Here is a 14,938-nt window from a genome sequence, read left to right on the forward strand (position 1 = left end):
GCGCCGGCGTGTGCCCCGGCGGTCCACGACACGTCGGCCGGCAGGATGAGCGTCGAGACCATCCCGCCGCGACTGGCGCTCACGGCGTCAGCGGCGTCGGCGCCGACGTCATCGGTCCTGATGGTGCGCCGCACCCACCCGGACACGGTGCCGGCCAGCGCGTCGATGTCGGATTCCAGCGGGGCGTCGTACCGCTTATGGTAGGTCGCGTGATCGCCGACGACGACCATCGGGGTACCGGCCCGGCGTGCGTTGTGCAGGTTGGCGAGGCCGTTGCCCAGACCCGGTCCGAGGTGCAGTAACACCGCCGCCGGTGTGCCGGCCATCCGGGCGTATCCGTCGGCGGCGCCCGTCGCCACGCCCTCGAACAACGTCAGCACACCCCGCATCCGCGGCACCGCGTCCAGCGCTGCGACGAAGTGCATCTCCGAGGTGCCGGGGTTGGCGAAACACACGTCGACCCCGCTGTCGACGAGAGTGGAAAGCAGGGCTCGGGCACCGTTCACACCGAGCCAACCTACGCCGCCGTGTCGGAGTCGGTGGCTACCATCGCGACATGCCGCTGGCCGAAGAGCTGATCAACGACAGGACGGCAGCGGCGCTGATGACCGCCATCGAAGGTGCGACCCCGCAGAACCCGCTGGTTGCCCTGCGGGCCGCCCGCACCGCCCTGGCGGCGCTTCCGCTGCGCTCCCGTGCCGACCTGTTGCGCGACGCGCTGCTCATCGACATCCCGGGCGATTTCGCGACGCTGGCGGCGGTGGTGCGGTCGGCGCGGGACGGCGCCGCTCCGTTCGACGGTTGGCTGATCTGGCCGGTGTCCACCGCGATCGCAGACCGGGCTGTTGCCGACGGGGGTCGTGCGGCGTTCGACGACGCGATGGGGCTTCTTGCCGACCTGACCGGACGGCTGAGCGCGGAGTTCGCGGTCCGGGCGCTGTTGCGCCATGACACGGGCCGGGCGCTGGAGCTCATCAGCGCCTGGACCACCTCACCGGACGCCGCGGTCCGCCGATTGGCGTCCGAGGGGACCCGGCCGTATCTGCCGTGGGCGACCCGGGTTCCGCAGTTCACCGCCAGACCCGGTGCGACCGTGTGGATTCTGGATTCGCTGTACCGCGACCCCGATCCGGCAGTGCGACGTTCGGTGGCCAACCACCTCAACGATCTCAGCCGCGACCACGCCGACCTCGTGGTCAGCGCCGCACGGCGCTGGCTTGCCGCCCCGGAGGCCGACACCGCCGCTGTGGTGCGCCACGGGTTACGCACTCTGGTCAAACGCGGGCACCCGGATGCGTTGCAGCTACTCGGCTTCGGGGCGGTGACGGTCGAGGTGGACGGACCGGTGGTGGACCGGGCGACGGTGCCGTTCGGTGGAAGCGTCAGGTTCTCCGCGACGATCCGCAATGACGGCGACCAGCCGGCACGGCTGGCGATCGACTACGCGGTGCATCACCGCAAGGCCAACGGCGGTCAGACGCCCAAGGTGTTCAAGCTGACCACCCGCACGCTCGGCCCTGGTGAGCGGGTCACCGTCACCAAGGAGCATTCGTTGCGCCCGATCACCACCCGGCGCTACTACCCGGGCCCGCACGCCATCGACATCCGCGTGAACGGAATCGCTTCCAGCCAAGCCCATTTCGAGCTCCTACCAGGCTAGCGCTCGCGGATGCCGTCCAGTCGTTTCGTGGCCTCCTCGAAGCCGGCGACGAGTTCGGCGATGATGTCGGCAACCGGGCGGATCTCGTTCATCCGGCCCACGATCTGTCCGACGGGCATGGCCACGGCGGTCGGATCGGTGGAGTCGCTCATCCGCTGATGCGCTTCGCTGACCAGGATGTTCTGCAGCGGCATCGGCAGCGGCTCGGGCGCCCCGTCGGCGTCCCAGGCGTCGGTCCACCGGCTCTTGAGCAGCCGCGCCGGCTTGCCCGTGTAGATGCGCCTGCGCACGGTGTCGGCAGAGGTCGCGTTCAGCATGGCCTCCTGCACCACCGAGCGGCCCGAATCCAGCCGGACCCCGAGGTCGTATTCGGCCGAGGTCAGGAAGGCCGAACCCATCCACACACCCTGCGCGCCGAGCGCCAGCGCAGCCGCGACCTGTCGTCCGGTGCCGATGCCGCCGGCCGCCAGCACGGGCGCCTTGCCGTCCACGGAGTCGACGATTTCGGGCCACAACACCATCGAGCCGATCTCGCCGGTGTGACCGCCCGCCTCGTGACCCTGCGCGACGACGATGTCGACGCCGTTCTCGACGTGCCGCAGCGCGTGCTTGGCGGAACCGGCGAGCGCCGCCACCGGCACCCCCGCCTCGTGCGCCTGGTCGATGACATCTTTGGGCGGTGAGCCCAGTGCGTTGGCGATCAGCTTGATCGGATGCCGCAGCGCCACCTCGACGTGACTACGCGCCACCGAATGCAGCCACCCCAGAACACCTTCGGACTTCTCGTCGTCCTCCGGCAGCGGCGGCACACCCAGGTCGGCGAGGGTCTTGTCGACGAACTCGCGATGGGTCTGCGGGATCAACTTGTTGATGTCGACGCTGGTGCCCTCGGTCGGCACCTTGGCCGGCATCACGATGTCGACGCCGTATGGCTTGCCGTCGGTGTTGGCGTCCATCCACTGCAGGACGCTCTCGAGTTCGTCGGCGGCGTTGAACCGGACGCACCCCAGGACGCCGAGTCCTCCGGCCTTCGTGACGGCCGCGGCCACCTTCTCCGACGGCGTGAAGACGAAGATCGGGTATTCGATGCCGAAGCGGTCACACAGCTCGGTACGCATCATTTCGCCTCCGCGTGCTTGGCGTGCACATCGTCAGCCGGACGCTCCTCGGTGGTGTCCTTGGCCCACCGGTAGTCCGGCTTGCCCGCGGGCGAACGCTTGACCTCGTCGACATACCACAGGCTGCGCGGCACCTTGTAGCCGGCGATCTCCTTGCGCACGAACGCATCCAGCTCCGCCAGGGTCGGCTTGGTGCCCTCCCGGGCGTGCACGACGGCGGCGACGTGCTGACCGAAGCGCGGGTCGGGCACACCGACCACCAACGCGTCGAAGACGTCGGGGTGGCCCTTGAGCGCGGCCTCGACCTCCTCGGGGTAGATCTTCTCACCGCCGCTGTTGATCGACACCGAGCCGCGGCCCAGCATCGTCACCGTGCCGTCGGCTTCGACCTGGGCGTAGTCACCGGGAATCGCATACCGCACAGCGTTGATCGTCTTGAACGTCTCGGCGGTCTTTTTCTCGTCCTTGAAGTACCCGACCGGGATGTGGCCGCGCTTGGCGATGATGCCGCGGACCCCGGACCCGGGCTTGACCTCGTTGCCGTCCTCGTCGAGCACCACGGTGTTCTTGTCGATCGTCACCCGGGGCCCGCCGGTGTGCGACTGCCCTTTGGCGACGACGCTGGTGCCGCCGAAGCCGGTTTCCGAGGATCCGATGGAGTCGGTGATGATCCGGTCGGGCAGTAGCTCGAGGAACTTCTCCTTGATGCTGGTGGAGAACAGCGCCGCGGTGCTGGCGAGCAGGAACAGCGACGACAGGTCGTACTCGTTGCCCTTCTCCTGGTGGGCGAGCAACGCATCGATGAGTGGGCGGGCCATCGCGTCGCCGGTGAAGAACAGCAGGTTCACCTTGTGGGTGGCGATGGTCCGCCACACCTCGTCGGCGTCGAACTCCGGCACCAGCACCACGGTTTGGCCGGAGAACAGCGACATCCAGGTCGCGGACTGGGTGGCGCCGTGGATCATCGGCGGAATCGGGTACCGGACCATCGGCGGGTTCGCGGCGGCCTGCTTGGCCAGGTCGTACTCGTCGGCGATCGGCTCGCCGGTGGCGAAGTCGGTGCCGCCGAACAGCACCCGGTAGATGTCCTCGTGGCGCCACATCACTCCCTTGGGGAAGCCGGTGGTGCCGCCGGTGTAGAGCAGGTAGATGTCGTCGGCGCTGCGCGGACCGAAGTCACGCTCGGGTGAGCTCTGCTCCAGCGCCGAGTAGAACTCCACGGCACCGTATTGGTGGAAATCGCCGGCTGGATCTTCTGTGCCGTCCTCGATGGACAGGACCGTCTTGACCTTCGGGGTCTCGGGCAGCACGTTGGCCACGCGGTCGGCGTAGCGGCGCTCGTGCACCAGGGCCACCATGTCGGAGTTTTCGAACAGGTACTTGAGTTCGCCCTCGACGTAGCGGAAGTTGACGTTGACCAGGATCGCGCCCGCCTTGACGATGCCCAGCATCGCGATGACGATCTCGATGCGGTTTCGGCAGTACAGCCCGACCTTGTCGTCCTTCTTCACCCCCTGGTCGATCAGGTAGTGCGCCAGCCGGTTGGCCTTCTCCTCCAACTCGGCGTAGGTCAGCTGACTGTCACCCCCGATCAGGGCGATGCGGTCAGGCACAGCGTCGATGGCGTGCTCGGCGAGGTCGGCGATATTCAGAGCCACAGCTCTAAACTAGAACGTGTTACATTTCCAGACAAGTCTGTGGCATCGACGCTGGAAGGCGGACTAGTCCGTGAGTGACGACAAGACATCGGAAAAGGCCCCCGACGCCCTCATTGAGCAGCGCGGACACACCCTGATCCTGACGCTGAACCGGCCCGAGGCGCGCAACGCGCTCTCCACCGAGATGCTCTCGATCATGGTCGACGCGTGGAACCGGGTCGACGACGATCCCGAGATCCGCACCTGCATCCTGACCGGCGCCGGCGGCTACTTCTGCGCGGGCATGGACCTCAAGGCCGCCACCGCGAAGCCGCCGGGTGATTCGTTCAAGGACGGCAGCTACGACCCGTCGAAGATCGAGGGCCTGCTGAAGGGCAGGCGGTTGACCAAGCCGCTGATCGCCGCCGTCGAAGGACCCGCGATCGCCGGCGGAACAGAGATCCTGCAGGGCACCGACATCCGGGTCGCCGGTGAGAGCGCCAAGTTCGGGATCTCCGAGGCCAAGTGGAGCCTGTACCCGATGGGCGGGTCCGCCGTTCGGCTCCCCCGTCAGATCCCGTACACCATCGCCTGCGATCTGCTGCTGACCGGCCGTCACATCACTGCCGCGGAGGCGCTGGCGTACGGGCTGATCGGTTATGTGGTGCCCGACGGCACCGCGCTCGACAAGGCACTCGAGATCGCCGAGGTGATCAACAACAACGGTCCGCTTGCGGTGCAGGCGATCCTCAAGACCATCCGCGAGTCCGAGGGGATGCACGAGGAGCAGGCGTTCAAGCCCGACACCGCCAACGGCATCCCGGTGTTCCTGTCCGAGGACGCCAAAGAAGGTCCGCGCGCGTTCAAGGAGAAGCGCGCCCCCAACTTCCAGATGAAGTAGCGCCGGAACGGCGAGACGTCAGGCCAGGACCGGCTGGGTCGGGGTGAACACCACCGGCATCGCTTCGGGACCACTGACGAAGTTGGCCGGCCGCAGCGGCACCTCGGCCCCTTCGGCCAGCCGCAGGTCGGGCAACCGCTCGAGCACCCGGCTCGTCATCTTCGACAGCTCCAGGCGGGCCAGTTGGTTGCCCAGGCAGAAGTGGGTGCCGAAGCCGAAAGCCAGGTGGTTGTTCGGGTTTCGATCGATACGGAACTGCTCGGGGTCCCCGAACACGCTCTCGTCGAAGTTGGCGGACTCGAACATCAGCATGATCTTCTCGTCCTTGCGCAACTCGGTGCCGTGGAACTCGGTGTCCGCGGTGAGCACCCGGCACATGTTCTTCACCGGCGAGGTCCAGCGCAGCATCTCCTCGATCGCGGCAGGCAGCTTCTCACGATGTCCCCCACGGTCTTCGCGCGAGCGCTCATCCGCCACCAGGGCGTCCCACTGGTCGCGGTGCCGCAGCAGCTGCTCGGTGCCGCCCGAGAGCGTGTGGCGGGTCGTCTCGTCACCACCGATCAAAATCAGCAGCGTCTCGAAGACGATCTCGTCGTCGGACATCCGCTGCCCCTCGACCTCGGAGTTCACCAGCACGGAGAACAGGTCGTCGGTGGGCTCGGCACGACGCTTGGCGATGACGTCCATGGTGAAGGCGGTGTACGCGGCGAAGGTGTCCATCAACTTCTGCACCGTCAGCTCGTCGACGTGTGAACTCAGTCCACCGACGAGGTCGTCGGACCACTCCAACAGCATGTCGCGCTCTTCGGGCAGCACCCCGAGCATGTCGCCGATGACCGCCATCGGCAGCGGCGCGGCGATGTCGCGGACGAAGTCACACTCGCCGCGTTCACACACCGCGTCGATGAGCGTGTCGCACAGCGCCTCGATCGCCGGGAGCCGATCCATCACCCGCTTCCGCGTGAAACCGGCATTGACCAGTTTGCGCCGCAGCAGATGAGCCGGATCGTCCATGTCGATCATGTACGGCATTCCCGGCTGGTCCGGGCGGATGCCGCCGGCGCTGGAGAAGAGCTCGGGGTTGCGTTCGGCGTCGAGCACCGCCTGGTGGCTGGTGGCGGCGGCCAGACCGTTGCGGTCCCGGAACACGGGCTGGTTGGCACGCATCCACTTGTACGCCTCGCGTGCCGCCGGGCCGTCGGCGTAGAAGCGGCCGTCGGCGAGATCGACGTCGATGCCGGTGGCCAAACCGGTTCCGGCAGCAGGGGTGGTGGACGTCATGGCGCTCCTGGTGGTCGTTGGTTATGGCGTGATCAGGCGGGCGTTGCCGAAGGTCATGTCGACATCGGCAGCCGAACTGGACATCAGCGCCCGTTTCGGCAATCCCAGCGCGGCGAGTTCGGCCGCGTACGGGTGGTCACCCAGCCGCACCTCGACACCCCCGGGTCGGTAACGCACCCCGCTGAGCAGCATCTCCCCGGCCGTCTCCCGGATCACGCCGTCCATGGACGAGTAGGTGTTGTGCACCTGTCTGCCGGAGGTGAACGCCGACGGCACGGGCAGGCCCGGGCTGAACTCCATGCTGACCGCCCGTTGTCCGCCGATGGTCACGTCGAACCCGAACCGGCGTCCCTTGCGGACGGTGAAATCGGCCATCACCTTCGGATAACCCCAGATCGTCCGGCCCGCCTCCAGCGTGAACGACTGATCGACGGGAAGGTGGTGGACGAACGCGCCCGCCGACTGCAGTGCCCGCAGCCCGGTGGCGTCGGGGGTCTCGGGCGGGTTCACCATCACGTTGGTGCCGTACTCGTAGTACTGACCGAGGTCGGTGTCCTCGTAGCGCATCAGCATCAGCACTACCAGCGCCCGGCCGTTGCCTTTCCCGAACCGGCAGACCCGCAGTCCGCTGTAGTCGACCATCCGCTGGGCGGCGTCGGCGTCCACGACAAACATCGCGGTGTGCTGATACGCGGTGCGGACGCGCACCGGCATCGTCAGAACGGTGTCGGCGATGGTGTACTGCGAGGACAGCGTGTGGTCGGTCACACCCTCAATCTAGAACGTGTTCTAGACAACCTGCAAGAAGTGTCTACGCTTTCTGGACCAGACCTGCCAGATCGCGGATCTGCTCGGGTGAACGTGCACCGACCACCATCATCGTGACCCCGGCGGCTTCCCACGCCTTGATCTGTTCCTGCACGTAGCCGAGGTCACCGACGATCGCCGAGTCGTCGACGAGCTCGTCGGGGATCACCTTGGCCGCTTCGTCTTTGCGGTCACTGCGGAAAAGCTTGGTGACGTCGTCGACAACCTCGGCGTAGCCCATCCGCCGGTAGACGTCGGCGTGGAAGTTGGTGTCCTCAGCACCCATGCCGCCCATGTAGAGCGCCAGGTGGGGCTTCATCAACTCCATGATCTCGGCGCGGTCGTCGGTGACGACGACCTGGGCCGTCGCGCAGATCTCGAACGTCTCCCGCGTCCGCCGGGCACCGGGACGGGCGAACCCCTCGTCGAGCCACTCGTTGTACATCCCCGCGATGCGAGGGGAGTAGAAGATGGGCAGCCACCCGTCGCAGATCTCGGCGGCCAGCGCGACGTTCTTGGGCCCCTCGGCGCCCAGCATCACCGGGATGTCGGCGCGCAGCGGATGGGTGATCGGCTTGAGGTTCTTGCCCAGACCTGTGGTCCCCTCGCCGCTGAGCGGCAGCGGGTAGTGCGGACCGTCGCTGTGCACCGGCGCCTCCCGCGCCCACACCTGGCGCAGGATGTCGACGTACTCCCGGGTGCGGGCCAGCGGTTTCGGGAACTTCTGCCCGTACCAGCCCTCGACCACCTGCGGCCCGGACACCCCCAGACCCAGGATGTGCCTGCCGCCCGAGAGATGGTCCAGGGCCAACGCCGCCATCGCACACGCGGTGGGGGTGCGCGCCGACAGTTGGATGACCGAGGTGCCCAGCCGCATCCGCGTGGTCTCGCGCCCCCACCACGCCAGCGGCGTGTAGGCGTCCGACCCCCACGCCTCCGCGGTGAACACGGTGTCGAACCCGGCCTCCTCGGCCGTCGCCACCAGCTCGGCGTGGTTGGTCGGCGGTTGTGCGCCCCAATATCCCAGCTGAAGTCCCAGTTTCATCGCTTCGCCACCCGACCCTTCAGACCCGTCCTTGAATCCATTCTTAGAACCTGTTCTACTCGATGCCGTGACCGCCAGCCAAAGCAGCCCGGTGCAGATCGATCCCCATGAGCCGCCACTTTCGGCGCCGTTGAAGCTGTCCTTCGACTACACCCGTTCAGTAGGACCACTCCTCGGTGAGTTCTTCACCGCCCTCCGGGAGCGACGCATCGTCGGCGTCCGGGGGTCCGATGGGCGGGTGCACGTTCCGCCCGCTGAGTATGACCCCGTCACCTACGAGGCCCTGACCGAGGTCGTGCCGGTGGCCAGCGTCGGAACGGTGCTGTCGTGGACGTGGCAGTCCGAGCCGCTGGAGGGTCAGCCGTTGGATCGCCCGTTCGCGTGGGCGCTGATCAAGCTTGACGGCGCCGACACCCCGATGCTGCACGCCGTCGATGCGCCGTCGTCGGAGGCGATCAGCACCGGCGCCCGGGTGCACGCGCACTGGGTCGACGAGACCATCGGCGCGATCACCGACATCGCGTACTTCGGACTGGGCGATCAGCCCGAGGAGGTGCCGCCGCCCGCCGAGGGCCTGGATCCGGTGACCATCCAGGTGTCGCCGAGCAGCATCGAGATCCAGCACACCGCATCGCACGCCGAGAGCGCCTTCCTGCGGGCGCTGGAGAACGGCAAGCTCTTAGGGGGCCGGACAGGGGCTGGCGGCAAGGTGTACTTCCCTGCCCGCGAAGCGGATCCGGCGACCGGCCAGTCGCTCGACGAGTTCATCGAGCTCTCCGACGAGGGCACGGTGACGACGTTCGCGATCATCAACATCCCGTTCGCCGGTCAGCGCATCAAGCCCCCGTACGTGGCGGCTTACGTACTGCTGGACGGCGCCGACATCCCGGTGCTGCACCTGGTTGCCGACATCGAGGCCGACAAAGTGCGGATGGGCATGCGGGTGAAGGCCGTGTGGAAGCCGCGCGAGGAGTGGGGCCTGGGCATCGACAACATCGAGTACTTCCGGCCGACGGGGGATCCCGACGCCGAGTACGACTCCTACAAGAAGCATCTGTAAAGGCGGCTCCGCAATGACCTCAGAGAACTCAGTTGCCGTAGTCGGCTTCGCCCATGCACCTCACGTCCGGCGCACCGACGGGACCACCAATGGCGTCGAGATGCTGATGCCGTGCTTCGCCGAAATCTACGCCGAGCTCGGTCTCAAACAGACCGATATCGGGTTCTGGTGCTCCGGATCCTCCGATTACCTTGCCGGCCGGGCATTCTCGTTCATCTCCGCTATCGACTCGATCGGTGCGGTGCCGCCGATCAACGAGTCGCACGTGGAGATGGACGCGGCCTGGGCGCTGTACGAGGCCTACATCAAGCTGCTCACCGGTGAGGTCGACACCGCGCTGGTCTACGGATTCGGCAAGTCCTCGGCGGGCATCCTGCGTCGGGTGCTCGCGCTGCAGACCGATCCCTACACCGTCGCCCCGCTGTGGCCCGATTCGGTCAGCATGGCCGGGCTGCAGGCCCGGTTCGGGCTGGACTCGGGCAAGTGGACCGCCGAGCAGATGGCCCAGGTCGCGCTCGAGGCGATGGCGGCCGCACCGCGGACCGACTCGGTGGAGCCGGCCAACAGCGTCGAGGAACTGCTTGAGCGCCCGTACTTCGCAGATCCGTTGCGCCGCCACGACATCGCCCCGATCACCGACGGCGCGTCGGCGATCGTGCTGGCCTCCGGTGACCGTGCCCGCGAGCTGCGGGACCGTCCCGCGTGGATCACCGGGATCGAGCACCGCATCGAGACCCCCGTACTGGGCGCGCGGGATCTGACCACGTCGCCGTCGACCGCGGCCTCGGCGCACGCAGCGACCGGCGGGGACCCCGGATCCATCGAGATCGCCGAACTCTACGCCCCGTTCAGCCATCAGCAGCTGATCCTCAAAGAGGCGATCGGTCTGGGCGGGTCGACGAAGATCAACCCGTCCGGCGGTGCACTTTCCGCCAATCCGATGTTCTCGGCAGGACTGGAGCGCATCGGTTTCGCCGCTAGGCACATCTTCGAGGGCAACGCCTCGCGGGTGCTCGCCCATGCGACGAGCGGGCCTGCACTGCAACAGAATCTGGTCGCGGTCCTGGAGGGAAAGTAATGACCAAGAAGCTTGCAGCCGTCCTGGGCGCCGGTCAGACGAAGTACGTCGCCAAGCGCAAGGACGTCTCGATGAACGGCCTGGTGCGTGAGGCCATCGACCGCGCACTGGCCGACGCGGGGGTCACGATGGCCGACATCGACGCCGTCGTGGTGGGCAAGGCACCGGACTTCTTCGAGGGCGTGATGATGCCCGAGTTGTTCATGGCCGACGCGACCGGGGCGACGAACAAGCCGCTGATCCGGGTGCACACCGCGGGCTCGGTCGGTGGCTCGACCGCGGTCGTGGCGGCAAGCCTGGTGCAGGCGGGCAAGTACCGGCGGGTGCTGACGATGGCGTGGGAGAAGCAGTCCGAATCCAATGCCATGTGGGCGCTGAGCATTCCGGTGCCGTTCACCAAGCCCGTCGGCGCCGGCGCGGGCGGCTACTTCGCGCCACACGTCCGCGCCTACATCCGGCGCTCCGGAGCGCCGAACCACATCGGGGCGATGGTCGCGGTGAAGGACCGGCTCAACGGCACCAGGAATCCTCTCGCCCATCTGCACCAGCCCGACATCACGCTGGAGAAGGTGATGGAGTCCCCGATGCTGTGGGACCCCATCCGCTACGACGAGACCTGTCCGTCCTCCGACGGGGCGGCGGCGATGGTCATCGGTGACGAGGCCAGTGCCGATGCGCGTGTGGCCGAAGGTCATCCGGTGGCGTGGATCCACGCCACCGCGCTGCGCACCGAACCGCTCGCGTACTCCGGACGCGACCAGGTCAACCCCCAGGCGAGTCGCGATGCCGCGGCCGCTCTGTGGAAGGCGGCCGGGATCACCAGCCCCATCGACGAGATCGACGTCGCAGAGGTTTATGTCCCGTTCTCCTGGTACGAGCCGATGTGGTTGGAGAGCCTCGGCTTTGCGCCCGAGGGCGAGGGGTGGAAGCTCACCGAGGCCGGGGAGACCGCGATGGACGGCCGAATCCCGTTCAACCCGTCGGGCGGGGTGCTGTCGTCGAATCCGATCGGCGCGTCGGGCATGATCCGATTCGCCGAGGCGGCCATCCAGGTGATGGGCAAGGGCGGTGCGCACCAGGTCGAAGGCGCCCGCAAGGCCCTCGGCCACGCCTACGGCGGTGGCGCGCAGTACTACTCGATGTGGGTGGTCGGCGCTGAGAAGCCCGCAGCCAAGCCGTGACACGGATGCAGTACACCTGCAGCGTCGCCATGGGGCCGGTGGATCAGCTCGTCGAGATCGCCAGGACCGCAGAGGAAGTCGGGTTCAACTCGATCGCGCTTCCCGATTCGCTGTTCTACATGGAAAAGCAGGCCGCCGACTATCCGTACACGCCGGACGGCTCGCGGATGTGGAACGAGGACACACCGTGGGTGGATCCGCTCATCGCCGCGGGCGCGATGGGAGCGGTGACATCCACACTGCGGTTCTACACGAACGTGATGAAGCTCGGCTCCCGCAACCCACTGCTACTGGCCCGGCAGGTCGGCTCGGTTGCGAACCTCACCGGTGACCGGTTCGGGTTCGGTGTCGGGATCGGCTGGGCGCCGGAGGAGTTCGAATGGTGCGGGGTGCCCTACGCAAAGCGGGGCAAGCGGGTCGACGAGATGATCGAGGTGATCAAGCTCGTCCTGGGCGGCGGCATGGTCGAATTCCACGGCGAGTTCTACGATTTCGACCGCCTGCAGATGAGTCCGGCGCCGAAGGCGCCCGTCCCGTTCTACGTCGGCGGGCACACCGACGTCGCACTCAAACGCGCCGCGCGCGTCGGTGACGGCTGGACCAGCGCGATGATGACCGGCGACCAGTTGGCCGAGACCATCGGGAAGATCAATGCGCTGCGCGCCGAGTTCGGCCGTGCCGACCAGCCGTTCGAGTTCCAGGCGGTCTGCATCGACAAGTTCGGGATCGACGGGCACCGCGAGCTGGCCGAGGCGGGCGTCACCGACAACATCGTGACCCCGTGGGTCTTCGACGGCCTGGGCTTCGACGCTCCGATCGAGAAGAAGAAGGATTCACTGAAACGGTTCGCCGACACCTACATCCACTCGGGCTGGCAGGACCGCTAGCCACCGGACCGGTAACGCAGCCCGTCGAGAAGCAGGTCCACCATCCGGTCGGCGTGCCCCGACGACTCGGCGTCAGCAGGCAGGCACAGGTTGCCCACTGCACGCAGGAGATCGCCCGGCGCGACGTCGGCGCGAATCCTGCCTGCCGTCGCCACGGCATCGAGCAGCGAACTCAGCGCAGGTTCCATCCGTTGGTCGAAGTAGCCGGGCAGCGCGTCGAACGCCGAATCGCCTGAGTGCAGCGCGGCAGCCAGTCCTCGCTTGGTGGCGATCAGCGTGGTGTAGCGGCGCAGCCACCTCGCCAGCGCTTCGTCCGGTTCGTAGGCGGCTCCGAGGTGGTCAGCCGCGCCGGCACACGCATCGATCTCCTTCTGGAACACCGCGACGACGAGATCGGAGCGTTGCGGGAAGTGCCGGTAGACAGTCCCGACGCCGACGCCCGCTCGCGAGGCGATCTCCCGGACCGGCGCGTCAACACCGGATTCGGCGAACACCGCCTTGGCGGCGTCGACCACCGCCACGATGTTGCGCTGGGCGTCAGCCCGCACCCGACGCCGCGCATGGCCGTCACCCGCCGCTGACCGGTCGCCCATCCGCCCTTTCCTTGACTAAGGCGGAACTTTGTTCCATATCGTTTCGGAACACTGCTCCGGTTATCCGTCGTCTCGACATCGAGGAGGGTAAGCATGTCCCCTGAGACCCTGCACCATAACCAGCATCCACTGGGATCGGGATTTTCCGCGGCCGCCACGGCGGACGAGATCCTCGACGGCATCAGCCTGGAGGGCTTCAACGCGGTGGTGACCGGTGGACACTCGGGCATCGGCCTGCAGGCCACCCGCGCCCTGAGTAGAGCCGGTGCCTCGGTTCTCGTCGGTGCCCGAAACCCTGCCAGCGCATCTGCCGCAGTCGAGGGGCTCGACCGCGTCGAGGTCGGTCGACTCGACCTGCTCGAACCGGCGTCGATCACCGACTTCGCCACCAGGTGGCTCGACACCGGCCGACCCGTGCACATCCTGGTCAACTGCGCAGGAATGCCCCCATCTGCCCAACGGATGGTCGACGGTCGCGGTTACGAAGCCCAGTTCGCGACGAATCACCTCGGCCATTTCCAGCTGGCACTGGATCTGTACCCGGCCCTGCGCGCCGCAGGCGGATCCCGGGTGGTCAGCGTCACCTCCGGCGCCCACCGGCTGTCCGACATCCATTGGGATGACGTGCACTTTGTCACCGGATACGACGCAGGGACCGCGTACGCACAGTCGAAGACGGCCAATGTCCTGTTTGCCGTGGAGCTGGACCGTCGTTGGTCCGACGACGGCATCCGGGGCTACGCCCCGCACCCGGGTGTGGTGGTCGGCACCAACCTCAACGGCTCCGTCGGCGAGGACGCGCTTCGGGCGATGGGTCTGATCGACGAGGCCGGACAGCCGATCATCATTCCCGAGCACGGCCGCAAGACCGCCGCGCAGGGAGCGGCCACGATCGTCTTCGCCGCGGCCAGTCCGCTGTTGGCAGATATCGGTGGGGTCTACCTGAAGGACAGCGACATCTCCCCCGTGGACCGCGAGGACCGACCGATGACCAACAGTCCCGATCTGGACATCCCCGCCGAGGTTGCGCCGCACGCCATCGACCCACACTCGGCCCGGCGGCTCTGGGAGATGAGCGAACAACTCCTCACGAGGTGACAGTCAGGGCGTCCTGCAGCCGTGCCACACCATCTGGACCAGCCGGTCCACGGCTTCTCCATCCAGCGGTGCCATCCCGAACATCAGCCGGTAGTACGGCGGCGAGACCAGGGCGTCGACCGCCACCTCGACGTCCGTGTCGGCGGGCAGTTCCCCGCGGTCGACCGCCTCCCCCAGGGTCACCGCGACGGCCGCGCGCCGCGGGGTGATCCACTGGTCGAGCAGCGCCCGCTCGATGGCGGGGTCGGAGGGCGACGCGGCGATCACGTTGCGCAGCAGCGGACCGACGGCAGGGTCGGCCAGGATCGAATTGAGCGCGCTGACGTGGTGGGTCACCGCCTGCACCGCCGTGCTGCCCGGCGGTCGGGTGATGGAATCGCGCACCGTGTCGAGCAGACCCTCCAGCACGATCGCCGCCGCCGAGGGCCACCACTTGTAGATCGTGGTTCGGCTCACCCCGGCGCGCCGGGCAATGGCTTCGACCGTGGCCGCGGCGGGTCCACCGTCGAGGGCGAGCGCGGCCGCGGCTTCGAGCACGGCACCCCGCACGGTCTCGCTGCGCGGCCGACCGCGGCGTTGAGTAGGCCCCATC

15 protein-coding genes are annotated in these 14,938 nt (G+C 67.6%); 7 read left to right on the top strand and 8 right to left on the bottom strand.

What is annotated here, in order from left to right; all coding sequences use genetic code 11:
* Positions 1 to 506, bottom strand: a 506-nt coding sequence (locus WA944_RS20845; RefSeq protein WP_526647306.1) for a thiamine pyrophosphate-binding protein, incomplete at its 3' end; no start/stop codon positions are given.
* A 50-nt stretch (positions 507 to 556) separates the two neighbouring features.
* On the opposite strand from WA944_RS20845, the gene WA944_RS20850 reads away from it, so the two are divergent.
* Positions 557 to 1,660 carry a DNA alkylation repair protein gene (locus tag WA944_RS20850; protein WP_526647307.1) on the top strand — a complete coding sequence of 368 codons (1,104 nt, stop codon included), beginning with the start codon at positions 557 to 559 and terminating at the stop codon, positions 1,658 to 1,660.
* Here the strand turns inward: WA944_RS20850 and WA944_RS20855 are convergent.
* Complete coding sequence (locus tag WA944_RS20855) at positions 1,657 to 2,778, bottom strand: NAD(P)H-dependent flavin oxidoreductase (protein WP_370332141.1); 1,122 nt, start codon at positions 2,776 to 2,778, stop codon at positions 1,657 to 1,659. The two genes, WA944_RS20850 and WA944_RS20855, sit on opposite strands and share 4 nt — an antisense overlap.
* On the bottom strand, positions 2,778 to 4,436 hold the full coding sequence (gene fadD19, locus WA944_RS20860; RefSeq protein ID WP_526372133.1) for a medium/long-chain-fatty-acid--CoA/3-oxocholest-4-en-26-oate--CoA ligase: 1,659 nt from the start codon (positions 4,434 to 4,436) through the stop codon (positions 2,778 to 2,780). The genes WA944_RS20855 and fadD19 overlap by 1 nt, the downstream gene beginning before the upstream one ends.
* A gap of 70 nt (positions 4,437 to 4,506) precedes the next feature.
* Here fadD19 and WA944_RS20865 point away from each other — a divergent pair, with 70 nt between their 5' ends.
* On the top strand, positions 4,507 to 5,316 hold the full coding sequence (locus WA944_RS20865; protein ID WP_526375268.1) for a crotonase/enoyl-CoA hydratase family protein: 810 nt from the start codon (positions 4,507 to 4,509) through the stop codon (positions 5,314 to 5,316).
* Positions 5,317 to 5,334: 18 nt separating this feature from the next.
* Here the strand turns inward: WA944_RS20865 and WA944_RS20870 are convergent, their stop codons facing one another.
* From WA944_RS20870 to WA944_RS20880, 3 genes are all read right to left on the bottom strand, one after another.
* A complete protein-coding gene (locus WA944_RS20870; protein ID WP_526647308.1) occupies positions 5,335 to 6,597 on the bottom strand; it encodes a cytochrome P450 in 1,263 nt (420 codons plus the stop codon).
* Between the two features lie 21 nt (positions 6,598 to 6,618).
* Positions 6,619 to 7,311 (bottom strand): acetoacetate decarboxylase family protein, encoded by a 693-nt coding sequence (locus WA944_RS20875; protein ID WP_526375286.1) that lies wholly within the window; start codon positions 7,309 to 7,311, stop codon positions 6,619 to 6,621.
* A 97-nt stretch (positions 7,312 to 7,408) separates the two neighbouring features.
* Positions 7,409 to 8,449, bottom strand: a complete 1,041-nt coding sequence (locus WA944_RS20880) for an LLM class F420-dependent oxidoreductase (protein ID WP_526375272.1) — start codon at positions 8,447 to 8,449, stop codon at positions 7,409 to 7,411.
* A 67-nt stretch (positions 8,450 to 8,516) separates the two neighbouring features.
* Here WA944_RS20880 and WA944_RS20885 point away from each other — a divergent pair, with 67 nt between their 5' ends.
* The 4 genes from WA944_RS20885 to WA944_RS20900 are packed head-to-tail and all read left to right on the top strand — an operon-like array spanning position 8,517 to position 12,655.
* On the top strand, positions 8,517 to 9,509 hold the full coding sequence (locus WA944_RS20885; protein WP_526375274.1) for a Zn-ribbon domain-containing OB-fold protein: 993 nt from the start codon (positions 8,517 to 8,519) through the stop codon (positions 9,507 to 9,509).
* Positions 9,510 to 9,522: 13 nt separating this feature from the next.
* A complete protein-coding gene (locus tag WA944_RS20890; protein WP_526375276.1) occupies positions 9,523 to 10,587 on the top strand; it encodes a beta-ketoacyl-[acyl-carrier-protein] synthase family protein in 1,065 nt (354 codons plus the stop codon).
* The gene (locus WA944_RS20895; RefSeq protein ID WP_526375278.1) at positions 10,587 to 11,768 is read left to right on the top strand and encodes a thiolase family protein; all 1,182 of its coding nucleotides are present in this window, start codon (positions 10,587 to 10,589) and stop codon (positions 11,766 to 11,768) included. The genes WA944_RS20890 and WA944_RS20895 overlap by 1 nt, the downstream gene beginning before the upstream one ends.
* 5 nt (positions 11,769 to 11,773) lie before the next feature.
* Positions 11,774 to 12,655, top strand: coding sequence for a TIGR03619 family F420-dependent LLM class oxidoreductase (locus WA944_RS20900; RefSeq protein ID WP_526608297.1), 882 nt, complete (start codon positions 11,774 to 11,776; stop codon positions 12,653 to 12,655).
* Here WA944_RS20900 and WA944_RS20905 read toward each other — a convergent pair.
* Entirely contained in the window at positions 12,652 to 13,248 is a 597-nt protein-coding gene (locus WA944_RS20905; protein ID WP_526375282.1) for a TetR/AcrR family transcriptional regulator, read from the bottom strand. The genes WA944_RS20900 and WA944_RS20905 overlap by 4 nt on opposite strands.
* A 93-nt stretch (positions 13,249 to 13,341) precedes the next feature.
* Between WA944_RS20905 and WA944_RS20910 the strand changes: the two genes are divergently transcribed.
* Positions 13,342 to 14,346: an SDR family NAD(P)-dependent oxidoreductase gene (locus WA944_RS20910; RefSeq protein WP_526647309.1), complete on the top strand. Its 1,005-nt coding sequence runs from the start codon at positions 13,342 to 13,344 to the stop codon at positions 14,344 to 14,346.
* A gap of 3 nt (positions 14,347 to 14,349) precedes the next feature.
* Here the strand turns inward: WA944_RS20910 and WA944_RS20915 are convergent, their stop codons facing one another.
* Positions 14,350 to 14,937 (bottom strand): TetR/AcrR family transcriptional regulator, encoded by a 588-nt coding sequence (locus WA944_RS20915; RefSeq protein ID WP_526647310.1) that lies wholly within the window; start codon positions 14,935 to 14,937, stop codon positions 14,350 to 14,352.
* Position 14,938 lies beyond the last annotated feature (1 nt).

The organism is Mycobacterium sp., from assembly GCF_049683355.1.
Taxonomy (GTDB): domain Bacteria; phylum Actinomycetota; class Actinomycetes; order Mycobacteriales; family Mycobacteriaceae; genus Mycobacterium.

Excerpts from the sequence above, each read along its gene's own strand:
- WA944_RS20870 (WP_526647308.1), bottom strand. The coding sequence starts at position 6,597 with ATGACGTCCACCACCCCTGCTGCCGGAACCGGTTTGGCCACCGGCATC.
- WA944_RS20915 (WP_526647310.1), bottom strand. The coding sequence starts at position 14,937 with ATGGGGCCTACTCAACGCCGCGGTCGGCCGCGCAGCGAGACCGTGCGG.
- WA944_RS20905 (WP_526375282.1), bottom strand. The coding sequence starts at position 13,248 with ATGGGCGACCGGTCAGCGGCGGGTGACGGCCATGCGCGGCGTCGGGTG.
- WA944_RS20875 (WP_526375286.1), bottom strand. The coding sequence starts at position 7,311 with ATGCCGGTGCGCGTCCGCACCGCGTATCAGCACACCGCGATGTTTGTC.
- WA944_RS20850 (WP_526647307.1), top strand. The coding sequence starts at position 557 with ATGCCGCTGGCCGAAGAGCTGATCAACGACAGGACGGCAGCGGCGCTG.
- WA944_RS20900 (WP_526608297.1), top strand. The coding sequence starts at position 11,774 with ATGCAGTACACCTGCAGCGTCGCCATGGGGCCGGTGGATCAGCTCGTC.
- WA944_RS20890 (WP_526375276.1), top strand. The coding sequence starts at position 9,523 with ATGACCTCAGAGAACTCAGTTGCCGTAGTCGGCTTCGCCCATGCACCT.
- WA944_RS20855 (WP_370332141.1), bottom strand. The coding sequence starts at position 2,778 with ATGCGTACCGAGCTGTGTGACCGCTTCGGCATCGAATACCCGATCTTC.
- WA944_RS20910 (WP_526647309.1), top strand. The coding sequence starts at position 13,342 with ATGTCCCCTGAGACCCTGCACCATAACCAGCATCCACTGGGATCGGGA.
- WA944_RS20895 (WP_526375278.1), top strand. The coding sequence starts at position 10,587 with ATGACCAAGAAGCTTGCAGCCGTCCTGGGCGCCGGTCAGACGAAGTAC.
- WA944_RS20880 (WP_526375272.1), bottom strand. The coding sequence starts at position 8,449 with ATGAAACTGGGACTTCAGCTGGGATATTGGGGCGCACAACCGCCGACC.